Below are 21,805 nucleotides of genomic sequence, written 5' to 3'. Positions count from 1 at the left end.
GGCGCCCGCGTGCGGACGCTTTCGACTGTATACGTATGCATTTGATGCCACAAGTGGACGCCGTGCCGAGCGGGAGCGGCTCAGGTGCGGGGTGATCCCGTGGTCGCCCGCGCGACGTAGCGCGACGGGTAGACGGTGTGCCGGGGCTGGGCGTCCGGCTGCTCGACGCGCGCGACGATCAACCGGGCCGCCTCGCGGGACATCTCGTCGAGGTCGTAGGCCACGGTGCTCAGCCTGATCAGCGCCCAGCCGGACGTCGGCAGGTCGTCGAACCCGACGATCGACACCTGGGCGGGCACGGCGACGCCCATCTCGGCCGCGGAGTTCAGCGCGCCGAGCGCCACGACGTCGTTGCCGCACAGCACCAGCGTGGGCGGGTCCTCGCGGTCCAGCAGGGTCCGCGCCCCCTCGAAGCCGGTCGCGAAGTCGAACGGGCCGTGCAGGACGTCGCGGTGGGCCAGGGTCAGCCCGTGCTCGTCGAGGACCGAGCGCACGGTGTTCTCGCGCTGCTCGCCGGTGCTGGTGTTGCGCGGCCCGAAGATCGCGCCGATCCGCCGGTGCCCGCTGCCGATCACCTCGCGCAGCAGCTCGCGGATGCCCGCCTCCGGGTCGACGGTGACGGAGTCGGCCCGCACGCTCTGCGCGGTGCGGTTGAAGTAGACGAACGGCACGCCCCGGTCGCGCAGCCTGGCCGGGAGCAGCGAGTCGACCGTCGTGGTCGCGAGCACCACGCCGCACAGCCCGTGGCCCATGACGTGCTCGGTCACCGGGCCGCTCTCCGACGACTCGGTGATGAGCACCAGCTCGTAGCCCAGCCGCTCCAGCTCCCGGTGCATCGGGGCGATCACGTGCCCGTAGAACTGGTTCTCCAGGTCGGTCACGACGAGCCCGACCCTGGTCGAGCGGCCGACGGCGAGCGCGCGGCCGATCGGGCTGGTCGAGTACCCGAGCGCCACGGCGGCGTCGCGGACGCGCTTCTTCGTGGCCTCGGAGACCTTGGGGTCGTCGCGCAGCGCCCGCGAGACGGTCGGCTGGGAAACACCGGCGAGCCTCGCCACGTCCCGACTGGTGATCATTCCCCCGCCTCCTCTGGATCGGCGCAGCATAGCCGCCGCCCTCGTCCCGACATCGCCTTGACGGCGACCCGCCCACGCAGGTTCAATGCCGGGCATACGTATGCTAACCGAAGTGGAGACGCATGGCGCACGAGCTGAAGAAGGCGATCCCGACGAGTGCGGGCGACCGGTCCGGCGCCGGTGTCGCCGAGCGCGTCGCGGCGATCATCGCCGACGTCCGGGACCGGGGCGATTCGGCGGTGCGCGAGTACTCCGCCACCTTCGACGACTGGCGGCCCGAGTCCTTCCGCCTCGGCGAGGACGAGGTGGCGCGACTGGTGGCCTCGCTGCCCGAGCAGGTGATCGAGGACATCGCGTTCGTCCAGGAGCAGGTGCGGCACTTCGCGACGGTCCAGCGCGAGTCGATGCGCGACGTGGAGGTGGAGACGCTGCCCGGCGTCCTCCTCGGGCACCGGCACGTCCCGGTCGGCTCGGCGGGCGCCTACGTGCCCGGTGGCCGGTACCCGCTGACCGCGTCCGCGCACATGACGATCGTGACGGCCAAGGCCGCGGGCGTGTCGCGGGTGGTCGCGTGCACCCCGCCGATCCGCGGTGAGGTCCCCGCCGCGACGGTCGCGGCGATGAGCATGGCGGGCGCCGACGAGATCCACCTGCTGGGCGGGGTGCAGGCCGTCGCGGCGATGGCCGTGGGCACGGAGTCGATCGAGGCGGTCGACCTCATCGCGGGCCCCGGCAACGCCTACGTGGCCGAGGCCAAGCGGCAGCTGTTCGGCGAGGTCGGCATCGACCTGTTCGCCGGGCCGACGGAGATCCTGGTGGTCGCCGACGGCACGGCGGACGCGCTGACCGTGGCCGTGGACCTGCTGTCGCAGGCCGAGCACGGCCCCGACTCCCCCGCCGTCCTCGTGACCACGTCGGCGGAGCTCGGGGCCGAGGTGCTGCGCCTGGTCGAACGGCTGCTTCCGGGGCTGGTGACCAACGACCTGGCCGGACCCGCGTGGCGCGACCACGGCCGGATCGTCGTCTGCGACGACGAGGACGAGATGTGGCGCGTCGCCGACTCGCTCGCCTCCGAGCACGTCCAGGTGTTCACCGCCGAGCCGCGCCGGGCGCTCGACCGGATGCGGAACTACGGCGCGCTGTTCCTCGGCGAGGGCACGTGCGTGTCCTACGGGGACAAGGTGATCGGCACCAACCACGTGCTGCCCACCATGGGCGCCGCCCGCTACACCGGCGGGCTCTGGGTCGGCAAGTACCTCAAGACCGTGACGTACCAGGAGGTGCGCGACCCCGCGAGCAGCGCCGCGCTCGGCCGGGTCTGCGGGCGCGCCGCCAGGGTGGAGCTGTTCGAGGGCCACGCCCGGTCCGGCGACCTGCGCGCGTGGAAGCACGGCGGCGACGGGTTCGACTGGATCGACGCGGTGCTGTCGTGATCGGCCGCACCGCCCTGGTCACCGGCGGCGGCACCGGGCTGGGCGCGGCCGTCGCGGCCCACCTGGTGGCGGCGGGCGCGCGGGTCGTCGTCGCGGGCCGCCGGGCCGAGGTGTTGCGCGCCACCGCGGAGCGGCTCGGCCCGGCCGTCCGCGCCGAGGTGTGCGACGTGGCCGATCCGGCGTCCGTGGCCGCGCTCGCGGAGCGGCTGCGCGACGAGGAGGTCTCGGTGCTGGTCAACAACGCCGGGGTGGCCGGGCCGGTCGCCCCTCTGGTCGACGTCGAGCCCGACGAGTGGGACGACGTGTTCGCCGTGAACGTGCGCGGTACGTACCTGGTGTGCCGGGCGTTCCTGCCCGGCATGATCGCGCGCGGCGAGGGGGACGTCATCAACGTGGCGTCCGTGTCGGGCAAGCGCCCGCTCGCGCGCCGCACGCCGTACTGCGCGTCGAAGATGGCCGTGCTCGGCCTGACCACCACGCTCGCCTTCGAGGTCGGTCCGCTCGGGGTCCGGGTGAACTCCCTGTCCCCCGGCCCCGTCCACGGCGAGCGGATGGACCGCAACTTCCGGTTGGAGGCCGAGAGGACCGGCACGTCGGTCGACGAGGCGCGGGCCGAGTTCGTCCAGCGGGCCGCGCTCGGTCGGATGATCACCGAGGACGAGGTGGGCGCCGCGGTCGTCGCGATGCTCGCGATGCCGGGCCTGTGCGGCTCCGACGTCGACCTGTCGGCCGGGATGGTCGCCTGATGGCCGCCTCCCTCAAGGCCAGGCTGCGCGCGGGCGAGAAGCTCGCGGGCGCGCTGGTGCGGATGCCGTCGGAGGACGTCGTCGAGATGCTCGCCGTCGCGGGCCTGGACTTCGTGCTCGTGGACTGCGAGCACGGGCCCGCCGACGTCGGTTCGCTGCGGCACCACATCGCGCTGGCGCAGGTGCACGGCGTGCCCGTGCTGGTGCGCATCGGCGAGGGCGAGCACCACCTCGCGGCGCGCGCGCTCGACCAGGGCGCGCAGGGGATCGTCGCCCCGCACGTCGAGTCGGCGGCCGACGCCGAGGCGCTGGTGCGGGCCGTGCGCTTCCCGCCGCGCGGCACGCGGGGGTTCGCCACCTACCCGCGCGCGGGCCGGTTCGGCACGGTGTCGGCGGCCGACCACCGCGCCGCGGCGGAGTCGACGCTGGTGATCGCGATGCTGGAGTCGCCCGCGGCGATCGGGGACGCGGCGGCGATCGTCGCCGTCGCGGGGATCGACGGCTACCTGGTGGGCACCGCGGACCTGGCCGCCGCGCGCGGCCCCGACGACCCGTCCGTGGCGGACCTGCTGGCCGCGGTGCGGGCCGACCCCGGCACCGCGTCGGTGGTCCGCGTCGACCTCGCGTCGGGTGCGGCAGGCGCCGCCGAGGCGTTCGCGGACGGCGCGCAGGTGGTCGTCCACAACGTCGCGCACGTGCTGATGGAGACGTTCCGGGCGCTCAGCCTGCGGTGAGCCACTCGGCGAGGACCCCGCCGACCCCGGCGGGGTCCTCGACCGGCGCCAGGTGCCCGACGCCCGGCAGCACGACCAACCGCGAACCGGGCACCAGCGCGTGGATCTCCTCGTGCCGCGCGACGGGGCACAGCCGGTCGTGCTCGGCCGCCACCACGAGCGTCGGCACCCGCACCGCCGCCAGCCCCGGCCGCTCGTCCACACGGGTGGCCTGCATCGCCAGCTGCCGGTCGAGCGACTCCTCCCCCACGTCGTCCGCCATCGCCAACGCCCGCTCGTCGTGAGCGGGCGTGCGGGCGTGCAGCAGGACGGGGAGCAGGTCGCGTTGCAGGTCGCGCGCGGTGGCCCCGGCGGCGAGGGCGGCGCGCTGGGCGGTCCACGCCCCCCGCTGCTCCGGGGTGGGGGCCCGCGCGTTCGTCGACACCAGGCACAGCCGCGCCACCCGTGACGGCGCCCGGCGCACGAGCGCCATCGCGACGATCCCGCCGAGGCTCAGCCCGGCCAGCGCGAACCGCTCCGGCAGCTCGGCCAGCAGCGCGTCCACGCAGCCGTCGACCGTCGGGTGGTCCAGGCGTCCGTGGAGCGCGGGCAGGTCCGGCCACAGCCGCGGCGAGCAGTTCATGCCGGGCAGCAGCACCAGGGGGTCGGTCCCGCTCACCCCTTGACCGAACCGTTGTTGAGGCCCGCGACCAGGTACCGCTGCGCGATGAACGCGAACGCGACGACCGGCAGCGTCAGCAGCATCGCCGCGGCGCCCGCCTGCTGGAGCATCGGCAGCGTCTGGCCGAGCTGCGTCGCGATGAAGACCGGCACGGTGCGGGCGGACACGTCGGTGAGGATGTTGGCGGTCAGGTACTCCTGGAACGCGAACAGGAACACGAAGATCCCCGCCGTGAGGATGCCGGGCCCCATCATCGGGATCATCACCCGGCGCAGCGTCGCGAGGCGCCCGCACCCGTCCAGCATGGCCGCCTCGTCCAGCTCCTTCGGGATCTCGGCGAAGAAGTTGCGCAGCAGCCAGATGGTGAAAGGCTGGTTGATCGCCACGAGCGCCGCCGCCACGGCGAACGTCGTGTCGTAGACGCCGAGGGCGCGGGAGATGTCGTACATCGGCAGCACGACCGCGAAGCGCGGCAACGCCCGGAACACCAGCGCCAGCACGAGCAGCACGGCGCTGACCCAGCTCGGGAAGCGGGACAGCGCGTACGCGGCGGGCAACCCGATCACCAGGGCGACGACCGTGCTCAGGACGGCGACCACCAGGGTGTTGACCAGGTAGTCGGCGAACAGCGTGGTCTGCCAGAGGTCGACGAACGCCGTCATCGTGGGCTCGTAGGTGAAGACCGGCGGGTTCAGGAACGCCACGTCGGTCGGTTTGGTGACCGCCATCGCGGTCCACAGCACCGGGCTGACCATCGCCCAGCAGACGAGGACCAGCACCCCGCCGACCAGGTAGGTGCTGGCGGACCTGCGCGGACGGCGCCTCGCCGACGGCGGCGCACCGTCCGATCGGGACGGCGCGAGCGCGGGACCCTGCTTCTCCAGCGTGGTCATGCTTGCCTGGCCTCCTTGGCGATGCCGCGGATGAAGGGGTAGAGCAGGATCACGATGAGCAGGATCAGCAGCACGTTGATCGCGCTGCCGAGCCCGAGCTGCTGGCCGCCGTCCTGGAAGGCGACGTTGTAGATGTAGAGCATGATCGACTCGTTGCCGATCTGCGTCGCCTGCGGCGAGAGCGGGACGAGCTGGTCGAACGTCCGCAGCACGTCCATGATCGAGATGATCGCGACGAACCCGAGCACGCCCCGGATGCTCGGGATGATCACGCTCCAGTGCGTGCGGAACGTGGACGCCCCGTCGATCCGCGACGCCTCGATGACCTCCGAGGGCACGCCCTGGAGACCGGCGATGATCACCAGCATCGAGAACGGCAGCATGAACCAGATCGTGTCGAGCGCGATCACCAGCCGGTTGGGCCACGGCTCGATGAACCACAGCACCTCGTGACCGGTGACCGCCGACACGAGGTGGTTGACCACCCCGCCGAAGTTCGCGTCGAACAGCCAGGAGAACATCGTCGCCCCGACGATGTTGGGCACCACGTAGGAGATCAGCAGGAAGCCGAGCACGAACGGCTTGCTCCGGCCCAGCCCGTTGACCATGACCGCCAGCAGGTAGCCGCCGACGATCAGCGTGGCGACCACCACGGCCGTCAGCCCGACGGTGAACAGCACCGCCCGACCCAGTCGCGGGTCGGACAGCGCCGCGGAGTAGTTGTCGAGCCCGACGAAGGTGCCCGCCTCGCCGTAGTTCACGCGCTGGAGGCTCCACTCCACCGTCCGGTAGAGCGGGAGGACCAGCAGAGCCCCCATCACCAGCACGCTCGGGGCGATCAGCCCCAGGAACTCTCGTCTGCGCATGACGGACACCTCGCTGCCGGATTCGCTACTTCTCGTACTCGGCCAGGATCTTGACGGCGATCTGCTGCATCTGCGCGGTGCCCTCCGCCACCGGCGTGTTGCCGAGCACCACGTCCGCGACCACGGTCCGGGTGTCGTTGCTGATGCGGGAGGTCCACGGGTGCGGCTCGGCGGGCGGGGCCTTGCCGATCGACACCTGCGCCGCCTCGGCGTACGGGCTGCTGCCGGGCGTGACGATGCCGTCGCGCGCCGGGTACGCGGCGGGCACGGAGGCCTTCGACGCGTCGGCGCTCACCGAGGAGGCGATCATCTCGAACAGCATCTTCGGATCGGCGGCGGCGTTGGTCGGGATCGACCAGCCATCCACCGAAAGGGTGTTGTAGAGGACGTCGCCGCCCGCGACCGACGGCGGGGGCGCGAACGCGAACTGCTGGGCGAACCTGCTGTTGGACGTCTGGGTCAGGTCGTTCATCCGGCCGGAGAACATGATCGCGACCGCCGCCGACCCGTTGTACATCTGCTGCTGCACCCTGGGCTGGTCGAACGTGGTGACCTGCGGGTCCATGAACGGGGCCAGCGACCGCAGCTCCTCGAACGCCTCGGCCGCCTCGGGCTTGTCGAAGTTCGGCGTCATCGTGGCCGCGTCGACGTAGTCGACGCCGAGCGAGCCGAGCGCGGAGTCGTAGGCGGTGGCGATGTCGGAGCTGGCGAGCAGCGGCAGCGCGACCGGGTACTTGATCTGCCCGGCCTGCTGGATCTTGCCCGCGACCTCCCGCAGCTCGGCGAAGGTCGTCGGCGGCTTGAGGCCGAGCGACTCGAAGACGTCCTTGCGGTAGGCCATCACGTACATCTGGGCCTGCATGGGCAGGCCGTAGAGCTTGCCGTCGTAGGACATGGCCTGCCGCATGGCCTTGTTGATGTCGCTGAGCCCGTACTCCTGGTCGAACTCGGCCACGAACTCGTCGAGCGGCCTCAGCTTCTGCTCCCCGGCGTACTTGGGGATGATGAAGCCGTAGGTCTCGATGACGTCGTAGGTGCCGGTGTCGCCCGCGAGCGTCGCGGTGGTCTTCTGCACCTGGCCGCCGAAGTCGATCGGCTCGTGCTTGACGGTCACCTGGTTCTTCGAACAGCTCTTCACCATCGTGTTGGTGAACGGGTCGATGGCGGAGGAGTTGTAGGCCAGCACGTTGACCGAGGTGGCCTTCGACGGAGCGGGGAAGTCGCACTCGACCTGGGCCGCGGTCGAGGAGGACGTCCGGGACCCCGCGCCGCAGGCCGAGAGCAGCAGGGCGGCGGAGATCGTGGTGGCGAGCGCTCTCATCACCACGGTGGTGCGGGGCTTGGGCATCGCGGGGCTCCTACCGTCCAAAGGGGTTCGTTGAGGATTCATACGTATGCACTAGTCGGCGGCGTCGATCATGCCCAACCGGAGCAGCGCGCTGTCGCGGTGCGCGACGAGCGCCTCGAAGTCGGACACCGCGACGGTGGGCTCCGCCTGGATCCGGGTCGACTCCCGCGTGGCGCGCTGGTAGGTCACCTGCTTGAGGAAGCCCGCGACCGACAGGCCCCCGGTGTGCCGCGCGCCGCGCGCGGTGGGCAGCACGTGGTTGGTCCCCGACATCCCCTTGTCGGCGTAGACGACCGTCGACCACGTGCCCAGGAACAGCGAGCCGTAGTTGCGCAGCGCCTCCAGCCACCAGTCCAGGTCCTCCGCCAGCACCTCCAGGTGCTCGGGGGCCAGGATGTTCATGACCTGCGCGGCGGTCTCGCGGTCCTCGACCAGGTAGATCGAGCCGTGGTCGCGCCAGGCCGCGCCCGCGATGTCCCTGGTGGCGAGGCCTGCCAACTGCTTCTCGATCTCCTGCGGCACCTCCCGCGCGAGCCGCTCGGAGGTGGTGGCGAGGCTCGCGGGCGAGGTCGGGCCGTGCTCGGCCTGCGCGAGCAGGTCGGAGGCGACGAGCGCGGCGTCGGCCGTGTCGTCGGCGATCACCGCGACCTCGGACGGCCCGGCGAGCACGTCGATGCCGACCCGGCCGTAGAGCTGGCGCTTCGCCTCGGCGACGTAGGCGTTGCCCGCGCCCACGATCACGTCGGCGGGTTCGCCGTCGAGCAGGCCGAAGGCCATGGCGGCCAACGCCTGCACGCCGCCGACCGCGTGCACGGAGTCCGCGCCGGTGATGCTCGCCGCGTACAGCACCGCGGGGTGCGGCCGACCGTTCAACGAGGGTGGCGTCGCGGACACGACGTTGCGGACACCGGCGACGCGGGCCACGCCGACCGTCATGAACGCGCTCGCGAGCAGCGGGAACCGGCCCGCGGGCAGGTAGGCGCCCACGTTGTCGACCGGGATGAAGCGCTGCCCGCACACGACGCCGGGCACCACCTCCTCCTCGAAGTCGACCAGGCGGGCGCGCTGCATCGCGGCGAACCGCCGCGTCCGGTCGGCGCCAGCGTCCAGGGCCTCGCGCAGCGACGCGGGCAGCTGGTCGGCCGCGCGGGCCACCTCGGCGGCGGGCACCTCCAGCGAACGCCCCTCGTACCCGTCCAGCTCGACGGCGTAGCGCAGGACCGCGTCCACCCCCTCGCGCTCGATCCGACCCAGCATCTCGGAAACCTTCGCGACGACCTCCGGATCACGCCGGACGGGGCCGCCGGATCCCGCGGGTTCCTTGACGACCACGAGGCCGCCACCGATCCTCACCTTGTCCGCATCGCTCAAATGCATACGCATACACTAGGTGTAGACGCAGGCTGTGGCAACACTCACGTCGGCAGCCGTTCACACCGGTCCGCCCCGGCGCCGACCGCGCGGGTGCCGTTCCCGACGCCCCGCCACCGTCGACGCACCGCAGGGGCGGGCGACGCCGGCGAACGGCCACGTCGTCGAGGGACCGCTGTGCGGGCCCGCCGGGTAGGCGCGAACCCACCGGGCCAACGCGACCCCACCGGGTAGGCGCGACGAGACCCAGGCCGACGCGAGCCCGCCGGGCCAACGCGAACCCACCGGACAGACGCGACGCCACCGGGCCAACGCGAACCCACCGGACAGACGCGACGCCACCGAACCGACGCGAGCCCGCCGGGCGGACGCGAAGCCGCCGGGTGGACGCGGAGGCGTCGGTGGACAGCGTTCTCAGGAGTGCTGGTGCTCCTTCGGCACGACGCCGACCTCCTCGCCGTCGCCCAGGACGACGAACTGGCCCATCATCCCCTCGTCCTCGTGCTGGAGCAGGTGGCAGTGGTACATGTACGGCACGTTCGGATCGGTGTGGTCGCTGAACCGCATCGCCAGCCGGTAGCGCTTCCCCTGGACCAGCAGGACGGTGTCCTTCCAGCCGCATAGCGGCGGTTCCGGCGTCCCGCCGTCGACGGACAGGACCTGGAACCGCACGTCGTGGACGTGGAAGTTGTGCGGGAAGCCGTTGTCGTTGGTCACCTCCCACACCTCGACGGTGCCCTCGCGGACGCCGAAGTCGATGCGGTCCATCGCCATCGACCGCCCGTTGATCTGGTCCGAGGCGAGCACGAAGGAGCGTTCCCGCGCGACCGCCGCGCCCGCGAGGTCCGGGGCGGTGCCGAGCACGGCGGGCAGCGCGGAGTCGTCGGACAGCGATCCCGCGGCCCGGAACTGGCAGACGTCGAGGCGGTCGTCGAAGCCGTCGAGCCGTCCCAGCGCGCCGCCGTGCTCGGACGGGTAGGAGCGCAGCTCGACCCGCTCGCCCGGCGTGAAGGCCACCACGACCTCGGCCCGCTCCCCCGGCGACAGGGAGAGGCGGTCGGTCTCCCACGGCTCGGCGAGCAGGCCGCCGTCCGTCGCGACGAGCGAGAAGCGCCGGTCGTCGGAGAACCCGAAGTTGTACAGGCGCGCGTTGGACCCGTTCAGCAGCCGCAGCCGCACGAGCCTCGTCGTGACGTCGAAGTACGGTCCGATGGCGCCGTTGACGAGGATCTCGTCACCGATCACGCCCAGCGAACCCCCCAGCGGGACCCGCTGCTCGAACTGGTTGTCCCCGTCGAACGCGCGGTCCTGGACGATCATCGGGACGTCGTCGACGCCGTACTCCGACGGCAGGTCCAGCGCCTCGGTGACCTCGTCGTCGACGATGAACAGCCCGGTCAGGCCCCGGTACAGGTGGTCGGCGGTCGCGCCGTGCACGTGCGGGTGGTACCACAGCGTCGCGGCGGGCTGGTCGATCGTCCACCGCGGTTCCCAGGTGCCGCCCGCCGGGACGGTCTGGTGCGGGCCGCCGTCCATGGCCGCGGGCAGGTGCATCCCGTGCCAGTGCAGCGAGGTCTCCTGGTCGAGGCCGTTGCGCACGGCGAACTCGACCCGGTCACCGCGCCGGGCGCGGATCGTCGGGCCGAGGTGGGTGCCGTTCACGCCCCAGGTGCGGGTGGCGGGACCGTCCTTGAACCGGGTCTCGCCCGCCCGGACGTCGAGCGCGAACACCCGCGCCCCCGACGCACCGGTCTCGGACGTGGCCAGCGGGGGGATCGGCAGGGCCGCGTCGAACGCGATCTTCCCGACGGTGTCCTGCCTGGCGGTGAGGTAGTAGGCGCCGAGTCCGCCACCGCCGAGGACGGTCGCGCCCCCGAGGCCGAGGCCGAGGACCTTCAGTACCGTGCGACGTCTCATGGTGCGACGATCCCGCCGGTGGGGCCGTCGTCGCGTCGGCGAGAACTACGTAGATCCCCGGTGCGGCACGTCGCCTAACCCCCACCGCCCGAGCCGGACCGCACCTCCCCCGAGGCCGGGTCGACCGCGGCCACGGCCTCCCGCGCGTCCAACTCCCAGCCCTCCGCGTACGCCGCGGCGAACCCGTCACCGCCCAGTTCGGCCCGTCCCCGGCCGGTGAGGTCGACGACCCGCGGATCGGTGTGGTCGTGCGCGCCCCGCAGCCGGGCGGCGGCCCCGAGCAGCACGGCCGACCCGTGCCACCGCCCGCGCGTCCCGGCGAGTGCCGCCGCCGTCACCGCCACCTGCGCCAGGACCGGCAGCTCCCGCGTCGCCCGCGCGGCCGCGCACGCCTCCCGCAGCGCCTCGTCCGCGCCCTCCAGGTCGCCCCGCGCCGCCCGGAGCGCCGCCCGTGCGCCGCTGACGACGGTCCGGGTGTGGTCGGAGGAGAACGCGGTGGCACCGTGCGGACCCCGGTCGGCGTCGTCCAGGAGGGCGCTCGCCCCGGCCAGGTCGCCGAGCCGCACGCGGAGGTCCGCCTCGTGCGCGTCCACCAGGACCAGCATCTCCGCCGAGGACGCGTGCAGGGCCCGTTCCCGAGCGGCCCCGATCACCGCGAGCGCCACGTCGGTGTCGCCGCGCCGCAGGTGCAGGTCGATCCAGCGCAGGTCGTCGTAGAGCCGGTCGCCGAGGCTGAGCGAGCCGAACTCGTCGGCCAGCGCCCTGGCCTCGCGGAGGTCGGCCAGTGCGCCGTCGAGGTCGTCGTACCGCCGCGACCGGGCGCGCACGGGCAGCGTGGCGGTCTGGCCCCACCGGTCGCCCGCCCGCCGGAAGCGGGCCAGGGCCGCCTCGACGTGGACGCGCATCCGGTCGAGCGCGCCGTCGTTCTCGGCGATCTCGGCCAGGAACATGTGCGCGAGTCCGGCCAGCCACCCGTCGTCGCCGTCGGCCAGGCGCTGGAAGGTCGCGAGCGCCGCCGTCCCGTCCTGGAGGAAGAGCAGGATCGGGCCGAACACGCGGTGGTGGCTCGGCAGGTCGGGGTGCGCGAGCAGGCGGTCGGCCAGCTCGCGCATCTCGGCGCGGTCGTCCGCGGCCTCCCCGGTGGGGGTCCCCGACAGGACGTCCGCCCGGTTGAGCAGGTGGACGGCTCGGGCGCAGTCGCGTTCGGGCGAGGGCCGGCCGCCGGGCACCGCCAGGACCTCGCCCAGCCAGTGGGCGCCGTCGTGCTGGCGGGCGGACATCTGCCAGTACCAGGTCAGCGACAGGCAGAGGGTGAGCGCGCCGTCGGCGTCGTGCCCCGCGCACAGGTGGCGCAGGGCGGCGAGCGCGTTGTCGTACTCGGCGCCGATGGCGGCCATGGCGGCCACCTGGTCGGGCCCGCGCAGCCGGGGGTCCTGGCGGGCCACGAACCCGGTGACGTGGGCGGCGGCCAGGTCGTGGGCCGCGCGGAGGTCACCGGTGCCGGTGAGGCGGTCGGTGCCGTACTCGCGGATGGTGTCGAGCATCCGGTAGCGGCCGGTGTCGGGCAGCAGGTGCAGCAGCGACCGGTCGACCAGGGCGGCGAGCAGTTCGGGGACCTCGGCCGCGGGCACGGCCGTGCCCGCGCAGACGGCGGTGGCCGAGTCGGGCGTGACACCGCCGGGCAGGACGGAGATCCGTTCCGCGACGGTGCGTTCGTGCTCCCCCAGCATCTCCCAGCTCCAGGCGATGACAGCGCGCAGGGTGCGGTGCCGGGCGGGTGCGGCGCGGCTGCCCGTGGCCAGCAGCCGGAACCGGTCGGAGAGCCCGTCGGCCAGGGCGGGCAGCGCCAACGTCCGCAACCTCGCGGCGGCCAGTTCGAGGGCCAGCGGCATCCCGTCCAGGCCGCGCACCACGCGCACCACGTCGGGCAGCGTGGTGCCGTCGACGGCGAAGCCGGGGCGCACGGCGGTGGCGCGCTCGGTGAACAGCCGCACCGAGGCAGTCCGCCGAGCCCGGTCGAGACCGTCGTCGTGGGCGGGCAGCGCGAGCGGGCCGAGCGGCAGGAGCGACTCGCCGTCGACGGAGAGCGGCTCACGGCTCGTGGCGAGCACGCGCAGCCGGGGGCAGCGCGGCAGCAGCGCCGCGACCAGGCGTGCCACGGCGTCGACCAGGTGCTCGCAGTTGTCGACCAGCAGCAGGCCCGTCCAGCCCCCGAGCGCGTCCACGAGGGCGTCCAGCTCACCGCTCCGCGTCCCGGCCTCGAACGGCGCGCCGCCGCGCGACCCGATCCCGGCGAGCACGGCCGCGCCGACCTCGGCCGCGTCGGTGACCGGGGCGAGGTCGATCATCCGCGCGTCGTGGCGGCGAGCGGCCTCCACGGCGAGGCGCGTCTTGCCCGCGCCGCCGGGCCCGACCACGGTCACCAGCCGCCCGGTGGTGAGCAGCGCGTCGATCCGGGCGAGGTCGTCCTCGCGGCCGATGAAGCTGGTCAGGGGCGCCGGCAGGGTGCTCGGCCGGACCACCGGCGTGTCCGGCGGCCGGGAGCGCAGCAGGCGCGCGTGCCGGTCCCGCAGCGCGGTGCCGGGGTCGGCGCCGAGGACGTCGGCCAGTGCCTCGCGGACCCGTTCGTGGACGGCCAGCGCCTCGGCCTGCCGCCCCTGGGCGGCGAGCGCGTCCATCAGCAGCCCGGCCGCGCGCTCGTGGACCGCCTGCTCGGCGGGCAGCCCGGCCAACCTGGCCTCGGCCGACTCGGCCCGCCCCAGCGACAGCTCGGCGTCGGCGAGGTCGACGACCGCGTCGACCGACATCCGCGCCCACCGCGTCGCGACCGCGGGCGCGACCGCGGCGACGACCGCCGGTTCGGTTCCGGGGTGGTCGCCCCACAGCGCCACGGCCTCGGTGAGCGCGGCGACCGCGGCCTCCGGGGCACCGGCCCGCAGCCGGTCCCGGCCGGTGGCGGCCAGGTGTTCGAAGCGCAGCGCGTCCACGTCGGCCGGGGCCACCACCAGCCGGTACCCGCCGTCGGTCTTCACGACCACGTCCTGGGCCGCACCGGTCGGGGCGAGCGCGCGGCGCAACCGGGAGACGAGGGTGTGCAGGGCGGAGGCGGCGCCGGACGGCGGTTCCTCGGCCCAGACCGCGTCGACCAGCGCGTCCGGTTCGACCGCGCGGCCACCGGCGAGCGCGAGCCGGACGAGCAGGCCCCGCAGCCGGGCGCCGGGAACGGGCAGGGCGCCCGCACCGCGCGACGCCTCGAACGCGCCGAGCAGCGTGACGCGCAGCCGCGCACCCCCGTCCATCCCCCGATCTTCGCGCGCTCACGCGCCCGACCCAAATCAGGGTGGCCGTGTCAGCGCCGTGTGCGCCCCGTGTCAGGCGTCTGCCCCACTCTTCCGCCCACCGCACCAACCACGAGGAAGAGGGAAACCGTGAACGACGTCGAGTCCGGTCCAGCAGTCCACCAGTCGCTCCCGTCACCGTCGACCCGGAGGCGCCGCCGAGCGGGCGCGGCGCTCATCGCGGGCAGCGGCGTCTTCTTCACCGCCGAGTTCGTCGCGGCGGCGGCGTGGAGCGACCCGCCCTACAGCTACACGCACCACTTCATCAGCAACCTCGGGGTCCACGGCCCCACGACCGCGTTCGGCCAGTTCATGTACTCCCCGCTCGCGTGGGTGATGAACACCGGCTTCGTCCTCTTCGGACTGATCACCCTGGTGGGCGCGGTCGCGCTGGGGCCGCTGCCCGGCCTGCGCCGCCTGCTCGCGGTCGCGACGGCGACGATGCTCGCCGCCGGTGGTGTCCTCCTGGGGTTCTTCCCCGGATCCGGTGAGACGCCGGAGGGCGGCGCGCCCGACTTCCACGGGATCGGCGCCTTCCTGGCGTTCATCGGCGGCAACGTGCTCGCCATCCTCCTCGGCGGGTCGCACGGGCGGCTCGGGTTCCCGCGCGGGCTGGGGAGGGCGCTGGTGGCGGCCGGGATCGTCGGCCTGGTGTCGATCCCGGCCTACCTGGCCGTCCTCGACTCGGGAGCGGGTGTCCTCATCGGTCTCGTCGAACGCGGCGTCGTGTACCCGTTCCTGATCGGTTTCATCGTCCTGGGGGCGGCGCTGCGGAAGCGCGGGGTCACCGACGACGAGGTCCGCCGATGAGGACCTCCAGCACCGCGTCGTAGGTGTCGGCGGGTTCGCAACCGCGCCGCTTCAGGGTCACGTCCAGGTTCGCCGGTTCCAGGCTCACGGCGCCGTGGATCGCGTTCCACACCCGCGCGGCCTGGACGGGTTCCGCGTCCAGGGTTCCCCGGTGGACACCACCGACTCCACGCCGGTGACCACCAGGTGGTGCTGCTGGGGGTGCCGCGGTGCGAAGGCCCGAGCGGCGGGCTCGTTCCGGTCCTGCCGGACGCGGTCCCCCGACTCGGCCACGCCGGTGGCGCGGATCTCGACGACCGGCACGCCCGCCGCAGCCCCGGCCCCTCCGCTGGTCGACGCGGAACCGGCGGTGGGAGCGTCCCTATACTCCCGATCATGCGAGGAGCGGTCGTGACCGGGGTTCGCCGTCTGGTCGACCGGGTCGGGTCACTCCCCGCGGGCGGGCGCGACGTGCTGATCACCGCCGCGGTGGTCGCGGTGTCGTTCACCCCCGGTGTCGCCGACAAGGGCACCTGGCTGGGCTGGGCCGATCCGCAGCGCCCGTTCGGCCCGCTCGCGGTCGCCCTCGTCCTCGCGCACTGCCTGCCGCTGCTGGTCCGCCACCGCGCGCCCGCCCTGTGCCTGCTGCTCGTCTCCGCCGCGTTCGCCGCCTACCAGTGCCTGGGTTTCCGGCCGACGTCCGCCACGATCGCCCTGTACGTCGCGCTCTTCGGCGCGGGCGTCCACCAGCTCCGCTTCCGGCGGACCACGGCGGCGGCGTGGCTCGCGGGGTACGCGGCGCTGTCGGTCTCCCTGATCGCGCTCGGCGCTCCCACCACCGCGGTGGAGTGCGTCGAGTACGCACCCCTGCCCGTCGGGTGCTGGCTGCTGGGCGCGTGGGCCCGCGGCAGGCTCGACGAGCAGGAGCGGCGACGCCGGTTCGACCTGGAGTCGGCGGTGCGCGAGGAGCGCGAGCACATCGCCCGCGAGCTGCACGACGTGGTGACCCACCACGTGACGGCGATGGTGATGCAGGCCGACGCGATGCTGTACGTCCCGGCCGACGACCGGCCGAAGGTCGACACCGGGTTGAGGGCGATCGGCGGGACCGGGCGGCGGGCGCTGGGCGACCTGCGCGAACTGCTCGGCGTGCTCAGCCCCCGACACGACGCCGACCCGGCCCCGCGCGCGCCGACCGCGGCCCTGCTCGGGGAACTCGTGGAGCGGACCCGGCTCGCCGGGCAGCCCGTCGACCTGGTCGAGGTCGGCGCGCCGCCGGTCGTCGAGGGCGTGGTCGGGCTGGCCGCCTACCGGGTCGTGCAGGAGGCGCTGACCAACGCGCTCAAGCACGCGCCGGGCAGGAGGACGGCGGTCCGGGTCTCCTCGGCCGCCACCGACGAACTCGCGATCGAGGTGACGACGGAGGGTGCCGCGGGCGCGGTCACCGCGTCGACACCGGGCCGCGGGCTGACCGGGCTGCGCGAACGGGTGCGCCTGGCGGGCGGTGACCTCACGACGGGGCACACCGAGGACGGCGGTTTCGTCGTGCGCGCGAGGCTGCCGCTCGGTTCGGAGGCGGCGTGAGCACGCGGGTGCTGGTGTGCGACGACCAGCCGCTGGTGCGCACGGGGTACACGACCGTCCTGTCCTCGCAGCCCGACCTGGAGATCGTCGGCGAGGCGGCGAACGGCGTCGAGGCGGTCGAGCAGGCCCGGCGGCTGCGCCCCGACGTGGTGATCATGGACATCAGGATGCCCCTGCTCGACGGCATCGAGGCCACCCGGCGGATCGCGGGACCGGACGTGACCGAGCGCGCGCGGGTGCTGGTGGTGACGACGTTCAACCTCGACGAGTACGTCTTCGAGGCGCTGCGCGCGGGGGCGAGCGGGTTCCTGCTCAAGGACACCCCGCCCGAGGAGGTGATCGCGGGCGTGCGCACCGTGGCGGCGGGCAACGCGCTGCTGGCGCCCGAGGTCACCCGCGGCCTGATCGGCCGGTTCGGCGCGCGGATCCGCGACGACGGCGCGGACGGCCGGATCGAGAAGGCCTTGCGGGACCTGACCTCCCGTGAGGTCGAGGTGCTCCGGCTGGTCGCGGAGGGCCTGTCGAACTCCGAGATCGCCGACGCCCTGTTCCTCGGCCGGGAGACGGTGAAGACCTACGTCTCGCGCATCTTCGCGAAGCTGGGCCTGCGCGACCGCGTCCAGGCCGTCGTGTTCGCCTACCGGATCGGTCTCGCCACACCGGACGAGCGGTAGCGCCATCCCCCGCGGGAGCCAAAGTTCGGCTCACCGCGGGGTGACGTGCCCGCACCCCGTTCGCTCCTAGCGTTCTCCCCATCGCCGAGGCACCCGCCGCAGGCACCACGACAAGGAGAAGCGCCATGACCGCGAAGACCACCCGCCGCTCACGCCGACGCCCTGCGGCGGTCACCGCACTGGTGTTGACCGTCGCCGCGGTCTGCCCGGTGGCCGCCGCCGCGGACACGTCGTCCGCCGCGGAGCGGTCCAGGACCGGGATGCTGGAGGCCGCCGCCGAACGGGCGGTCGCCGCCGGCGTCCCCGGTGTCGTCGTCCGGGTGGACACCGGGCGCGGGCCGGTGGTGACCGTCGTCCGGCAGGGCTCCTGGAGCACCCCCGACCACGTGCTCAGGGCGGGCGACTCGTTCCGGATGGGCTCGAACACGAAGACGGTCACCGCGGCGCTGGTGCTGCAACTGGTCGCCGAACGCAGGCTGCGCCTGGACGACACCGTCGAGCGGTGGCTGCCCGGCACGGTGCCGAACGGCGGGAACATCACCCTGCGGATGCTGCTGAACCACACCGGCGGGCTGGCCGATTCGGCCTACACCGCCAGGTCGCTGCACCTCATGACCGGCCACGACACGAGCAGGCCGACCTCGGAGGAGGTGCTCGCGCTGGGCACGGACCTGCCCCCGGTGGGCGCACCGGGCGGGGCATGGTCCTACAGCAACCCCGGTTACGTCGCGCTCGGCCTGGTGCTGGAGAGGGCCACCGGGCGCTCCTTCGCCGACCTCGTGCGGCAGCGCGTCACGGGCCCGCTCGGGATGCGGGACACGTACGTGGCGACCGGTGCCGCACCGCGGCGCGGCACGGCTCCGCTCGCCCACGGCTACGAGCCCGACGCAGCCCACCTGCGGCCCCTTACCGAGCCGCTGGGCCTGCCCGAGGGCTGGGGGTTCGTCGGTCCGGCAGACGACGAGCACGTCGACACGACCGCGATCGACCAGTCGTGGGGCGGCGCGGCGGCCGCGATCGTGTCCACCGCGGCCGACTGGGCCAGGTTCGACCGGGCGCTGATGTCCGGCGGGCTCTTCCCCGAGCGGCTGCTGGCCGAGATGCGCACCACCGTGCCGTCCGAAGGCCCGGACCACCGCTACGGCCTCGGTGTGGACGAGTACCGCTCGCCCTGCGGCACGGTCTGGGGCCACGACGGCGCGCTGCCGGGCTACCGCAGCGACAACTACACCGACGAGTCGGGGCGGCGCACCGTCTCCGTCCTGAGCACCACCCACTTCGGACTGGTGGTGTCCCCCGAGGCGAACGCCGCCGAGGCGGAGCTGGTCGACGCGGCCATCTGCACGATGCTGGGCAAGCCCGTCCCCACCAGCTGACCCCGCGACCGCCCGAGGGGTTCGCCCGGGGGACGGGTGCGCCACCGCCCGCCCGGTGGTGAGGTCGAGCGGCACCGAGACGTGGTCGTGGACCACCAGCCACCCACCGTCGGCACCGAGCCGCCCCTGGCCGCGTCCACAGGCGACAGCTCCACGAGCCCGAACCCGGCGACCCCGCTGAACTCCCGGTCCAGGTCGTCGAGGCGGTCGGGGACCTCGCAGGTGATCGCCCCCGAGGACGACGAACTCACCGCGTGGACGTGCGGTGCGCGGTGCCCCGGCTGCCGCGCTCCGCCTCGGAGCGGCCTGCGCGCGACAGCGCCCTGCACCGCGACCGGGTGCGGCGCGCACGGTGGTCGAGGAACCCCGCCCCGCGCTGCTCCGTCCGGACGATCGTTGAACCACGGGGCAAAGGTGTGTGACCGCGTGCGGATCGCTGGTAGGCAGGTTGATCACCCGGAACCCGGAGGAGTGGTTCATGCGTCCTTGGAAGGTCTTCCTGCTGGCGACGGCGTTGGCGGTGTCACCCGTCGCGGCGCCCCCGGCGACGGCCGCGGTCGAGCCCGATCCGCTGGTCGGGCACAGCGTGTTCAACGACCCCGCGGGCACGCCCGCCGCGCGGAACGCGATCTACGCGCAACTGGGGCGGCTGATCGACCGGGTGCCCGCGGGCGGCGAGATCCTGGGGTCGGTGATGGACTTCGACCCGCCGAACACCGCCGACACCGCCGACGACCCGGACCTCGTGGACCGGTTGATCGCGGCGTTCCAGCGCGGGGTGAGGGTCAAGTTCATCACCGTCGCGCACTCGGCCGACACCCAGGCCACCACCAGGCTCCGGGCGGCGCTCGGCGCGAACGACGCGGCCGGTTCCTACGTGGTGCACTGCAAGGACCAGTTCCCGAACGGCCCGGATCGCGGGTGCATCGCGACCCGCGCCAAGGAGTGGTCGACGGGCACGGTCAGCGCCTACAACCACAGCAAGTTCTTCACGTTCTCCAGCGTCGTCCTGAACGGCGGCACGTCGATCCCGAACGTGGTCTACCAGTCCTCGTCGAACCTGACCCGCTGGGACGAGAACGAGGCGTACAACAACGCCTTCACGTGGACCGACGCCAAGACGTACGCGGCGTACCGCACGTACTTCGAGGACCTGCGGCGCTACCGGTACACCGCCGCCGGGAACAACGACTACTACAGGGACACGGGATCGGGCACGGACTACCGCGTGTTCTTCTTCCCCCGCAGGGAACCGTCCGGCCAACCGTTCGACGACCCGCAGACCGACACCATCCACAACACGCTCCAGTCGGTCGCCTGCTCGTACACCGAGAACGGCACGAAGCGCCAGACCGACGTCCGGATCGCGATGCTGGACTTCAACCGGCCCGCGATAGCCCAGAAGCTCGCCGAGCTGAGGGGGAAGGGCTGCTGGGTCGACGTGGTCCTGACCAACGCCAACGACGCCGTGCTGAACGCCCTGAAGGGCGCGAAGATCCAGACCACCCGGTGCAACTGGAACAACGGGCCGGGCCTGGACGTCCGCGTGCACTCGAAGTACATGCTGCTCGACGGCGCGTACGACGACGACATCGTTCCGCGCGTCTACACCGGCAGCCACAACTACTCGTACTCCGCGCTGCGGCAGGCGGACGAGCAGGTCGTGCGGATCATGGGCCGCACGGTGCACGACGAGTACCTGCGCAACTTCTGGAGCATCCGGGACACGTGCCGGTCGCACGACGGGATCATCGTGTAGGACAGCGGAAACAGGTGTGGTTCCCGGTCGCGCACCGGGAACCACACCTGCGCTCCAACCGCCCCGAGCGGGATCGCCGGGTCAGATGTTCTGGTTCGCGAACCCCTTGGTCGCGATCTTCGACAACATGCCCTGCCACACGGACGAACTGGTGTGCGGGTCACCGGTCACGGCCAGCGCCGACTTGAGGCCGTTGAACGCGTTCTGCGTGTTCGGGCCCCAGATGCCGTCGATCGCCAGTCCCGCCGCGCGGAAGTTGTTGCACGTGGCCTGGACGAACTTCGTGTCGGCCTCGGAGTCCTTGAGCACGCGGACCGGCATCCCACCGAAGTCGGCGTGGATGTGGTCGGCGTGGTCGGCGTTGTACCAGCCGTCGAGGACGTAGCGGAACCGGCGGCGGCACACGGCCTCCGTCGCGAGGTAGCGCTTGCGGGTCGCGGCGGTGCCCGACGCGTGGTGCTGGTCGAGCGGCGAGGTGGTGTTGCCGCCGGACCAGCGCACGTGGTCGAGGTCCATCGCGGTGCCCGCGCCGTGCTGGCCCGCCTTGTTGACGTAGAAGCCCGCGGACACGATGTAGCTGATCGAGCCGTAGCCCGACGACAGCGACCGCAGGTCGCGGATCCACGCGACGAGCGCGTTGTAGAACGCGTCGGTGGCCTGCCAGTTGCGCGCGGTGGTGTTGCCGCGGTTGGAGCGCCAGTAGTAGACGGGCGTCCCGTCGATGTTCTGGAACGTCATCATCGCGAGCGCGCCGACCCCCGGCGCGAACTCGGACTCGTGGTGCTGGTCGTTGATCTTGGGGTCGGCACCGGCCAACCCCGGCGCGAGGGCGGACAGACCGGCCAGACCCGCGACGGCCGCCGCGCCCGTGACGAAGCCGCGCCTCGAAAGGTTCTTCTCGAACACCCCAGTACTCCTCCGTGTTCTTGGCCGGCGGGGACAGGGGTTAGGGCCTGCCTCGCCAACCGGCGCGAAGGAGCCTAGGGATCGTGTTCACCGCGGGGAACCGCGCACGACCTGCGGTTTTCCTTTTCCTTTACCGCCTGTGCCCTCCGAGGGGGGAGCGGTCGTCCTCCCTCGCGTCGAGGAACCCGCCTGCCTGGTGGCGCCACAGCTTCGCGTACACCCCACCCACCGCCAACAACTCCGCATGGGTCCCCTGCTCCACCACCCGACCCCGATCCAGCACCACCAACCGATCCATCCGCACCACCGTGCTCAACCGATGCGCCACCACGAT

At 73.1% G+C, this 21,805-nt stretch carries 17 protein-coding genes and 1 pseudogene; 8 read left to right on the top strand and 10 right to left on the bottom strand.

The window, feature by feature from the left end:
• Nucleotides 1–80: 80 nt before the first annotated feature.
• Complete coding sequence (locus tag VFZ92_RS07955) at nt 81–1,076, bottom strand: LacI family DNA-binding transcriptional regulator (protein ID WP_330875152.1); 996 nt, start codon at nt 1,074–1,076, stop codon at nt 81–83.
• Nucleotides 1,077–1,198: 122 nt separating this feature from the next.
• On the opposite strand from VFZ92_RS07955, the gene hisD (VFZ92_RS07950) reads away from it, so the two are divergent.
• From hisD (VFZ92_RS07950) to VFZ92_RS07940, 3 genes are read left to right on the top strand one after another with little or no spacing between them, the layout of a single operon-like run.
• On the top strand, nt 1,199–2,509 hold the full coding sequence (gene hisD / locus VFZ92_RS07950; RefSeq protein ID WP_330875151.1) for a histidinol dehydrogenase: 1,311 nt from the start codon (nt 1,199–1,201) through the stop codon (nt 2,507–2,509).
• Entirely contained in the window at nt 2,506–3,255 is a 750-nt protein-coding gene (locus tag VFZ92_RS07945; RefSeq protein ID WP_330875150.1) for an SDR family oxidoreductase, read from the top strand. Before hisD (VFZ92_RS07950) ends, VFZ92_RS07945 begins: the two co-directional genes overlap by 4 nt.
• A complete protein-coding gene (locus tag VFZ92_RS07940; protein WP_330875149.1) occupies nt 3,255–3,989 on the top strand; it encodes an HpcH/HpaI aldolase family protein in 735 nt (244 codons plus the stop codon). The genes VFZ92_RS07945 and VFZ92_RS07940 overlap by 1 nt, the downstream gene beginning before the upstream one ends.
• Here the strand turns inward: VFZ92_RS07940 and VFZ92_RS07935 are convergent.
• From VFZ92_RS07935 to VFZ92_RS07905, 7 genes and pseudogenes are all read right to left on the bottom strand, one after another.
• Nucleotides 3,976–4,662 (bottom strand): annotated as a pseudogene (locus VFZ92_RS07935) (alpha/beta fold hydrolase); the annotation flags it as partial. The gene VFZ92_RS07940 and the pseudogene VFZ92_RS07935 overlap by 14 nt on opposite strands.
• Nucleotides 4,644–5,312: a carbohydrate ABC transporter permease gene (locus tag VFZ92_RS07930; RefSeq protein ID WP_330875179.1), complete on the bottom strand. Its 669-nt coding sequence runs from the start codon at nt 5,310–5,312 to the stop codon at nt 4,644–4,646. The pseudogene VFZ92_RS07935 and the gene VFZ92_RS07930, both read right to left, overlap by 19 nt.
• 227 nt (nt 5,313–5,539) lie before the next feature.
• A complete protein-coding gene (locus VFZ92_RS07925; RefSeq protein ID WP_330875148.1) occupies nt 5,540–6,409 on the bottom strand; it encodes a sugar ABC transporter permease in 870 nt (289 codons plus the stop codon).
• A 25-nt stretch (nt 6,410–6,434) separates the two neighbouring features.
• Nucleotides 6,435–7,757 carry an ABC transporter substrate-binding protein gene (locus tag VFZ92_RS07920; protein WP_330875147.1) on the bottom strand — a complete coding sequence of 441 codons (1,323 nt, stop codon included), beginning with the start codon at nt 7,755–7,757 and terminating at the stop codon, nt 6,435–6,437.
• Nucleotides 7,758–7,808: 51 nt separating this feature from the next.
• Complete coding sequence (gene hisD, locus VFZ92_RS07915) at nt 7,809–9,134, bottom strand: histidinol dehydrogenase (protein WP_330875146.1); 1,326 nt, start codon at nt 9,132–9,134, stop codon at nt 7,809–7,811.
• Between the two features lie 408 nt (nt 9,135–9,542).
• Nucleotides 9,543–11,045 carry a multicopper oxidase family protein gene (locus VFZ92_RS07910; RefSeq protein WP_330875145.1) on the bottom strand — a complete coding sequence of 501 codons (1,503 nt, stop codon included), beginning with the start codon at nt 11,043–11,045 and terminating at the stop codon, nt 9,543–9,545.
• A 74-nt stretch (nt 11,046–11,119) separates the two neighbouring features.
• A complete protein-coding gene (locus tag VFZ92_RS07905) occupies nt 11,120–14,344 on the bottom strand; it encodes a BTAD domain-containing putative transcriptional regulator (protein WP_330875144.1) in 3,225 nt (1,074 codons plus the stop codon).
• 129 nt (nt 14,345–14,473) lie between these two features.
• On the opposite strand from VFZ92_RS07905, the gene VFZ92_RS07900 reads away from it, so the two are divergent.
• The 5 genes from VFZ92_RS07900 (at nt 14,474) to VFZ92_RS07880 (ending at nt 20,565) form a co-directional block, all read left to right on the top strand.
• On the top strand, nt 14,474–15,193 hold the full coding sequence (locus VFZ92_RS07900; protein WP_330875143.1) for a DUF998 domain-containing protein: 720 nt from the start codon (nt 14,474–14,476) through the stop codon (nt 15,191–15,193).
• Between the two features lie 375 nt (nt 15,194–15,568).
• Nucleotides 15,569–16,756, top strand: coding sequence for a sensor histidine kinase (locus VFZ92_RS07895; protein WP_330875142.1), 1,188 nt, complete (start codon nt 15,569–15,571; stop codon nt 16,754–16,756).
• The gene (locus VFZ92_RS07890; protein ID WP_330875141.1) at nt 16,753–17,430 is read left to right on the top strand and encodes a response regulator transcription factor; all 678 of its coding nucleotides are present in this window, start codon (nt 16,753–16,755) and stop codon (nt 17,428–17,430) included. Before VFZ92_RS07895 ends, VFZ92_RS07890 begins: the two co-directional genes overlap by 4 nt.
• A gap of 125 nt (nt 17,431–17,555) precedes the next feature.
• Nucleotides 17,556–18,806: a serine hydrolase domain-containing protein gene (locus VFZ92_RS07885; protein WP_330875140.1), complete on the top strand. Its 1,251-nt coding sequence runs from the start codon at nt 17,556–17,558 to the stop codon at nt 18,804–18,806.
• A gap of 478 nt (nt 18,807–19,284) precedes the next feature.
• Nucleotides 19,285–20,565, top strand: coding sequence for a phospholipase D-like domain-containing protein (locus VFZ92_RS07880; RefSeq protein ID WP_330875139.1), 1,281 nt, complete (start codon nt 19,285–19,287; stop codon nt 20,563–20,565).
• Between the two features lie 81 nt (nt 20,566–20,646).
• Here VFZ92_RS07880 and VFZ92_RS07875 read toward each other — a convergent pair whose 3' ends face one another.
• Both VFZ92_RS07875 and VFZ92_RS07870 read right to left on the bottom strand, forming a co-directional pair.
• Nucleotides 20,647–21,471: an extensin family protein gene (locus VFZ92_RS07875; protein WP_330875138.1), complete on the bottom strand. Its 825-nt coding sequence runs from the start codon at nt 21,469–21,471 to the stop codon at nt 20,647–20,649.
• Between the two features lie 130 nt (nt 21,472–21,601).
• The coding region (locus VFZ92_RS07870; RefSeq protein ID WP_330875137.1) for a hypothetical protein at nt 21,602–21,805 on the bottom strand (204 nt) is incomplete at its 5' end.

Source organism: Umezawaea sp. (assembly GCF_036375055.1).
Taxonomy (GTDB): domain Bacteria; phylum Actinomycetota; class Actinomycetes; order Mycobacteriales; family Pseudonocardiaceae; genus Umezawaea.
This window is presented reverse-complemented; position numbering and strand designations above follow the sequence as displayed.

What these genes read in the sequence shown, in the direction of transcription:
- hisD (WP_330875151.1), top strand. Translation starts at nt 1,199, where the DNA reads ATGGCGCACGAGCTGAAGAAGGCGATCCCGACGAGTGCGGGCGACCGG.
- hisD (WP_330875146.1), bottom strand. Translation starts at nt 9,134, where the DNA reads ATGCATTTGAGCGATGCGGACAAGGTGAGGATCGGTGGCGGCCTCGTG.
- VFZ92_RS07955 (WP_330875152.1), bottom strand. Translation starts at nt 1,076, where the DNA reads ATGATCACCAGTCGGGACGTGGCGAGGCTCGCCGGTGTTTCCCAGCCG.
- VFZ92_RS07925 (WP_330875148.1), bottom strand. Translation starts at nt 6,409, where the DNA reads ATGCGCAGACGAGAGTTCCTGGGGCTGATCGCCCCGAGCGTGCTGGTG.
- VFZ92_RS07885 (WP_330875140.1), top strand. Translation starts at nt 17,556, where the DNA reads ATGACCGCGAAGACCACCCGCCGCTCACGCCGACGCCCTGCGGCGGTC.
- VFZ92_RS07920 (WP_330875147.1), bottom strand. Translation starts at nt 7,757, where the DNA reads ATGCCCAAGCCCCGCACCACCGTGGTGATGAGAGCGCTCGCCACCACG.
- VFZ92_RS07940 (WP_330875149.1), top strand. Translation starts at nt 3,255, where the DNA reads ATGGCCGCCTCCCTCAAGGCCAGGCTGCGCGCGGGCGAGAAGCTCGCG.
- VFZ92_RS07880 (WP_330875139.1), top strand. Translation starts at nt 19,285, where the DNA reads ATGCGTCCTTGGAAGGTCTTCCTGCTGGCGACGGCGTTGGCGGTGTCA.
- VFZ92_RS07895 (WP_330875142.1), top strand. Translation starts at nt 15,569, where the DNA reads ATGCGAGGAGCGGTCGTGACCGGGGTTCGCCGTCTGGTCGACCGGGTC.
- VFZ92_RS07905 (WP_330875144.1), bottom strand. Translation starts at nt 14,344, where the DNA reads ATGGACGGGGGTGCGCGGCTGCGCGTCACGCTGCTCGGCGCGTTCGAG.
- VFZ92_RS07910 (WP_330875145.1), bottom strand. Translation starts at nt 11,045, where the DNA reads ATGAGACGTCGCACGGTACTGAAGGTCCTCGGCCTCGGCCTCGGGGGC.
- VFZ92_RS07930 (WP_330875179.1), bottom strand. Translation starts at nt 5,312, where the DNA reads ATGACGGCGTTCGTCGACCTCTGGCAGACCACGCTGTTCGCCGACTAC.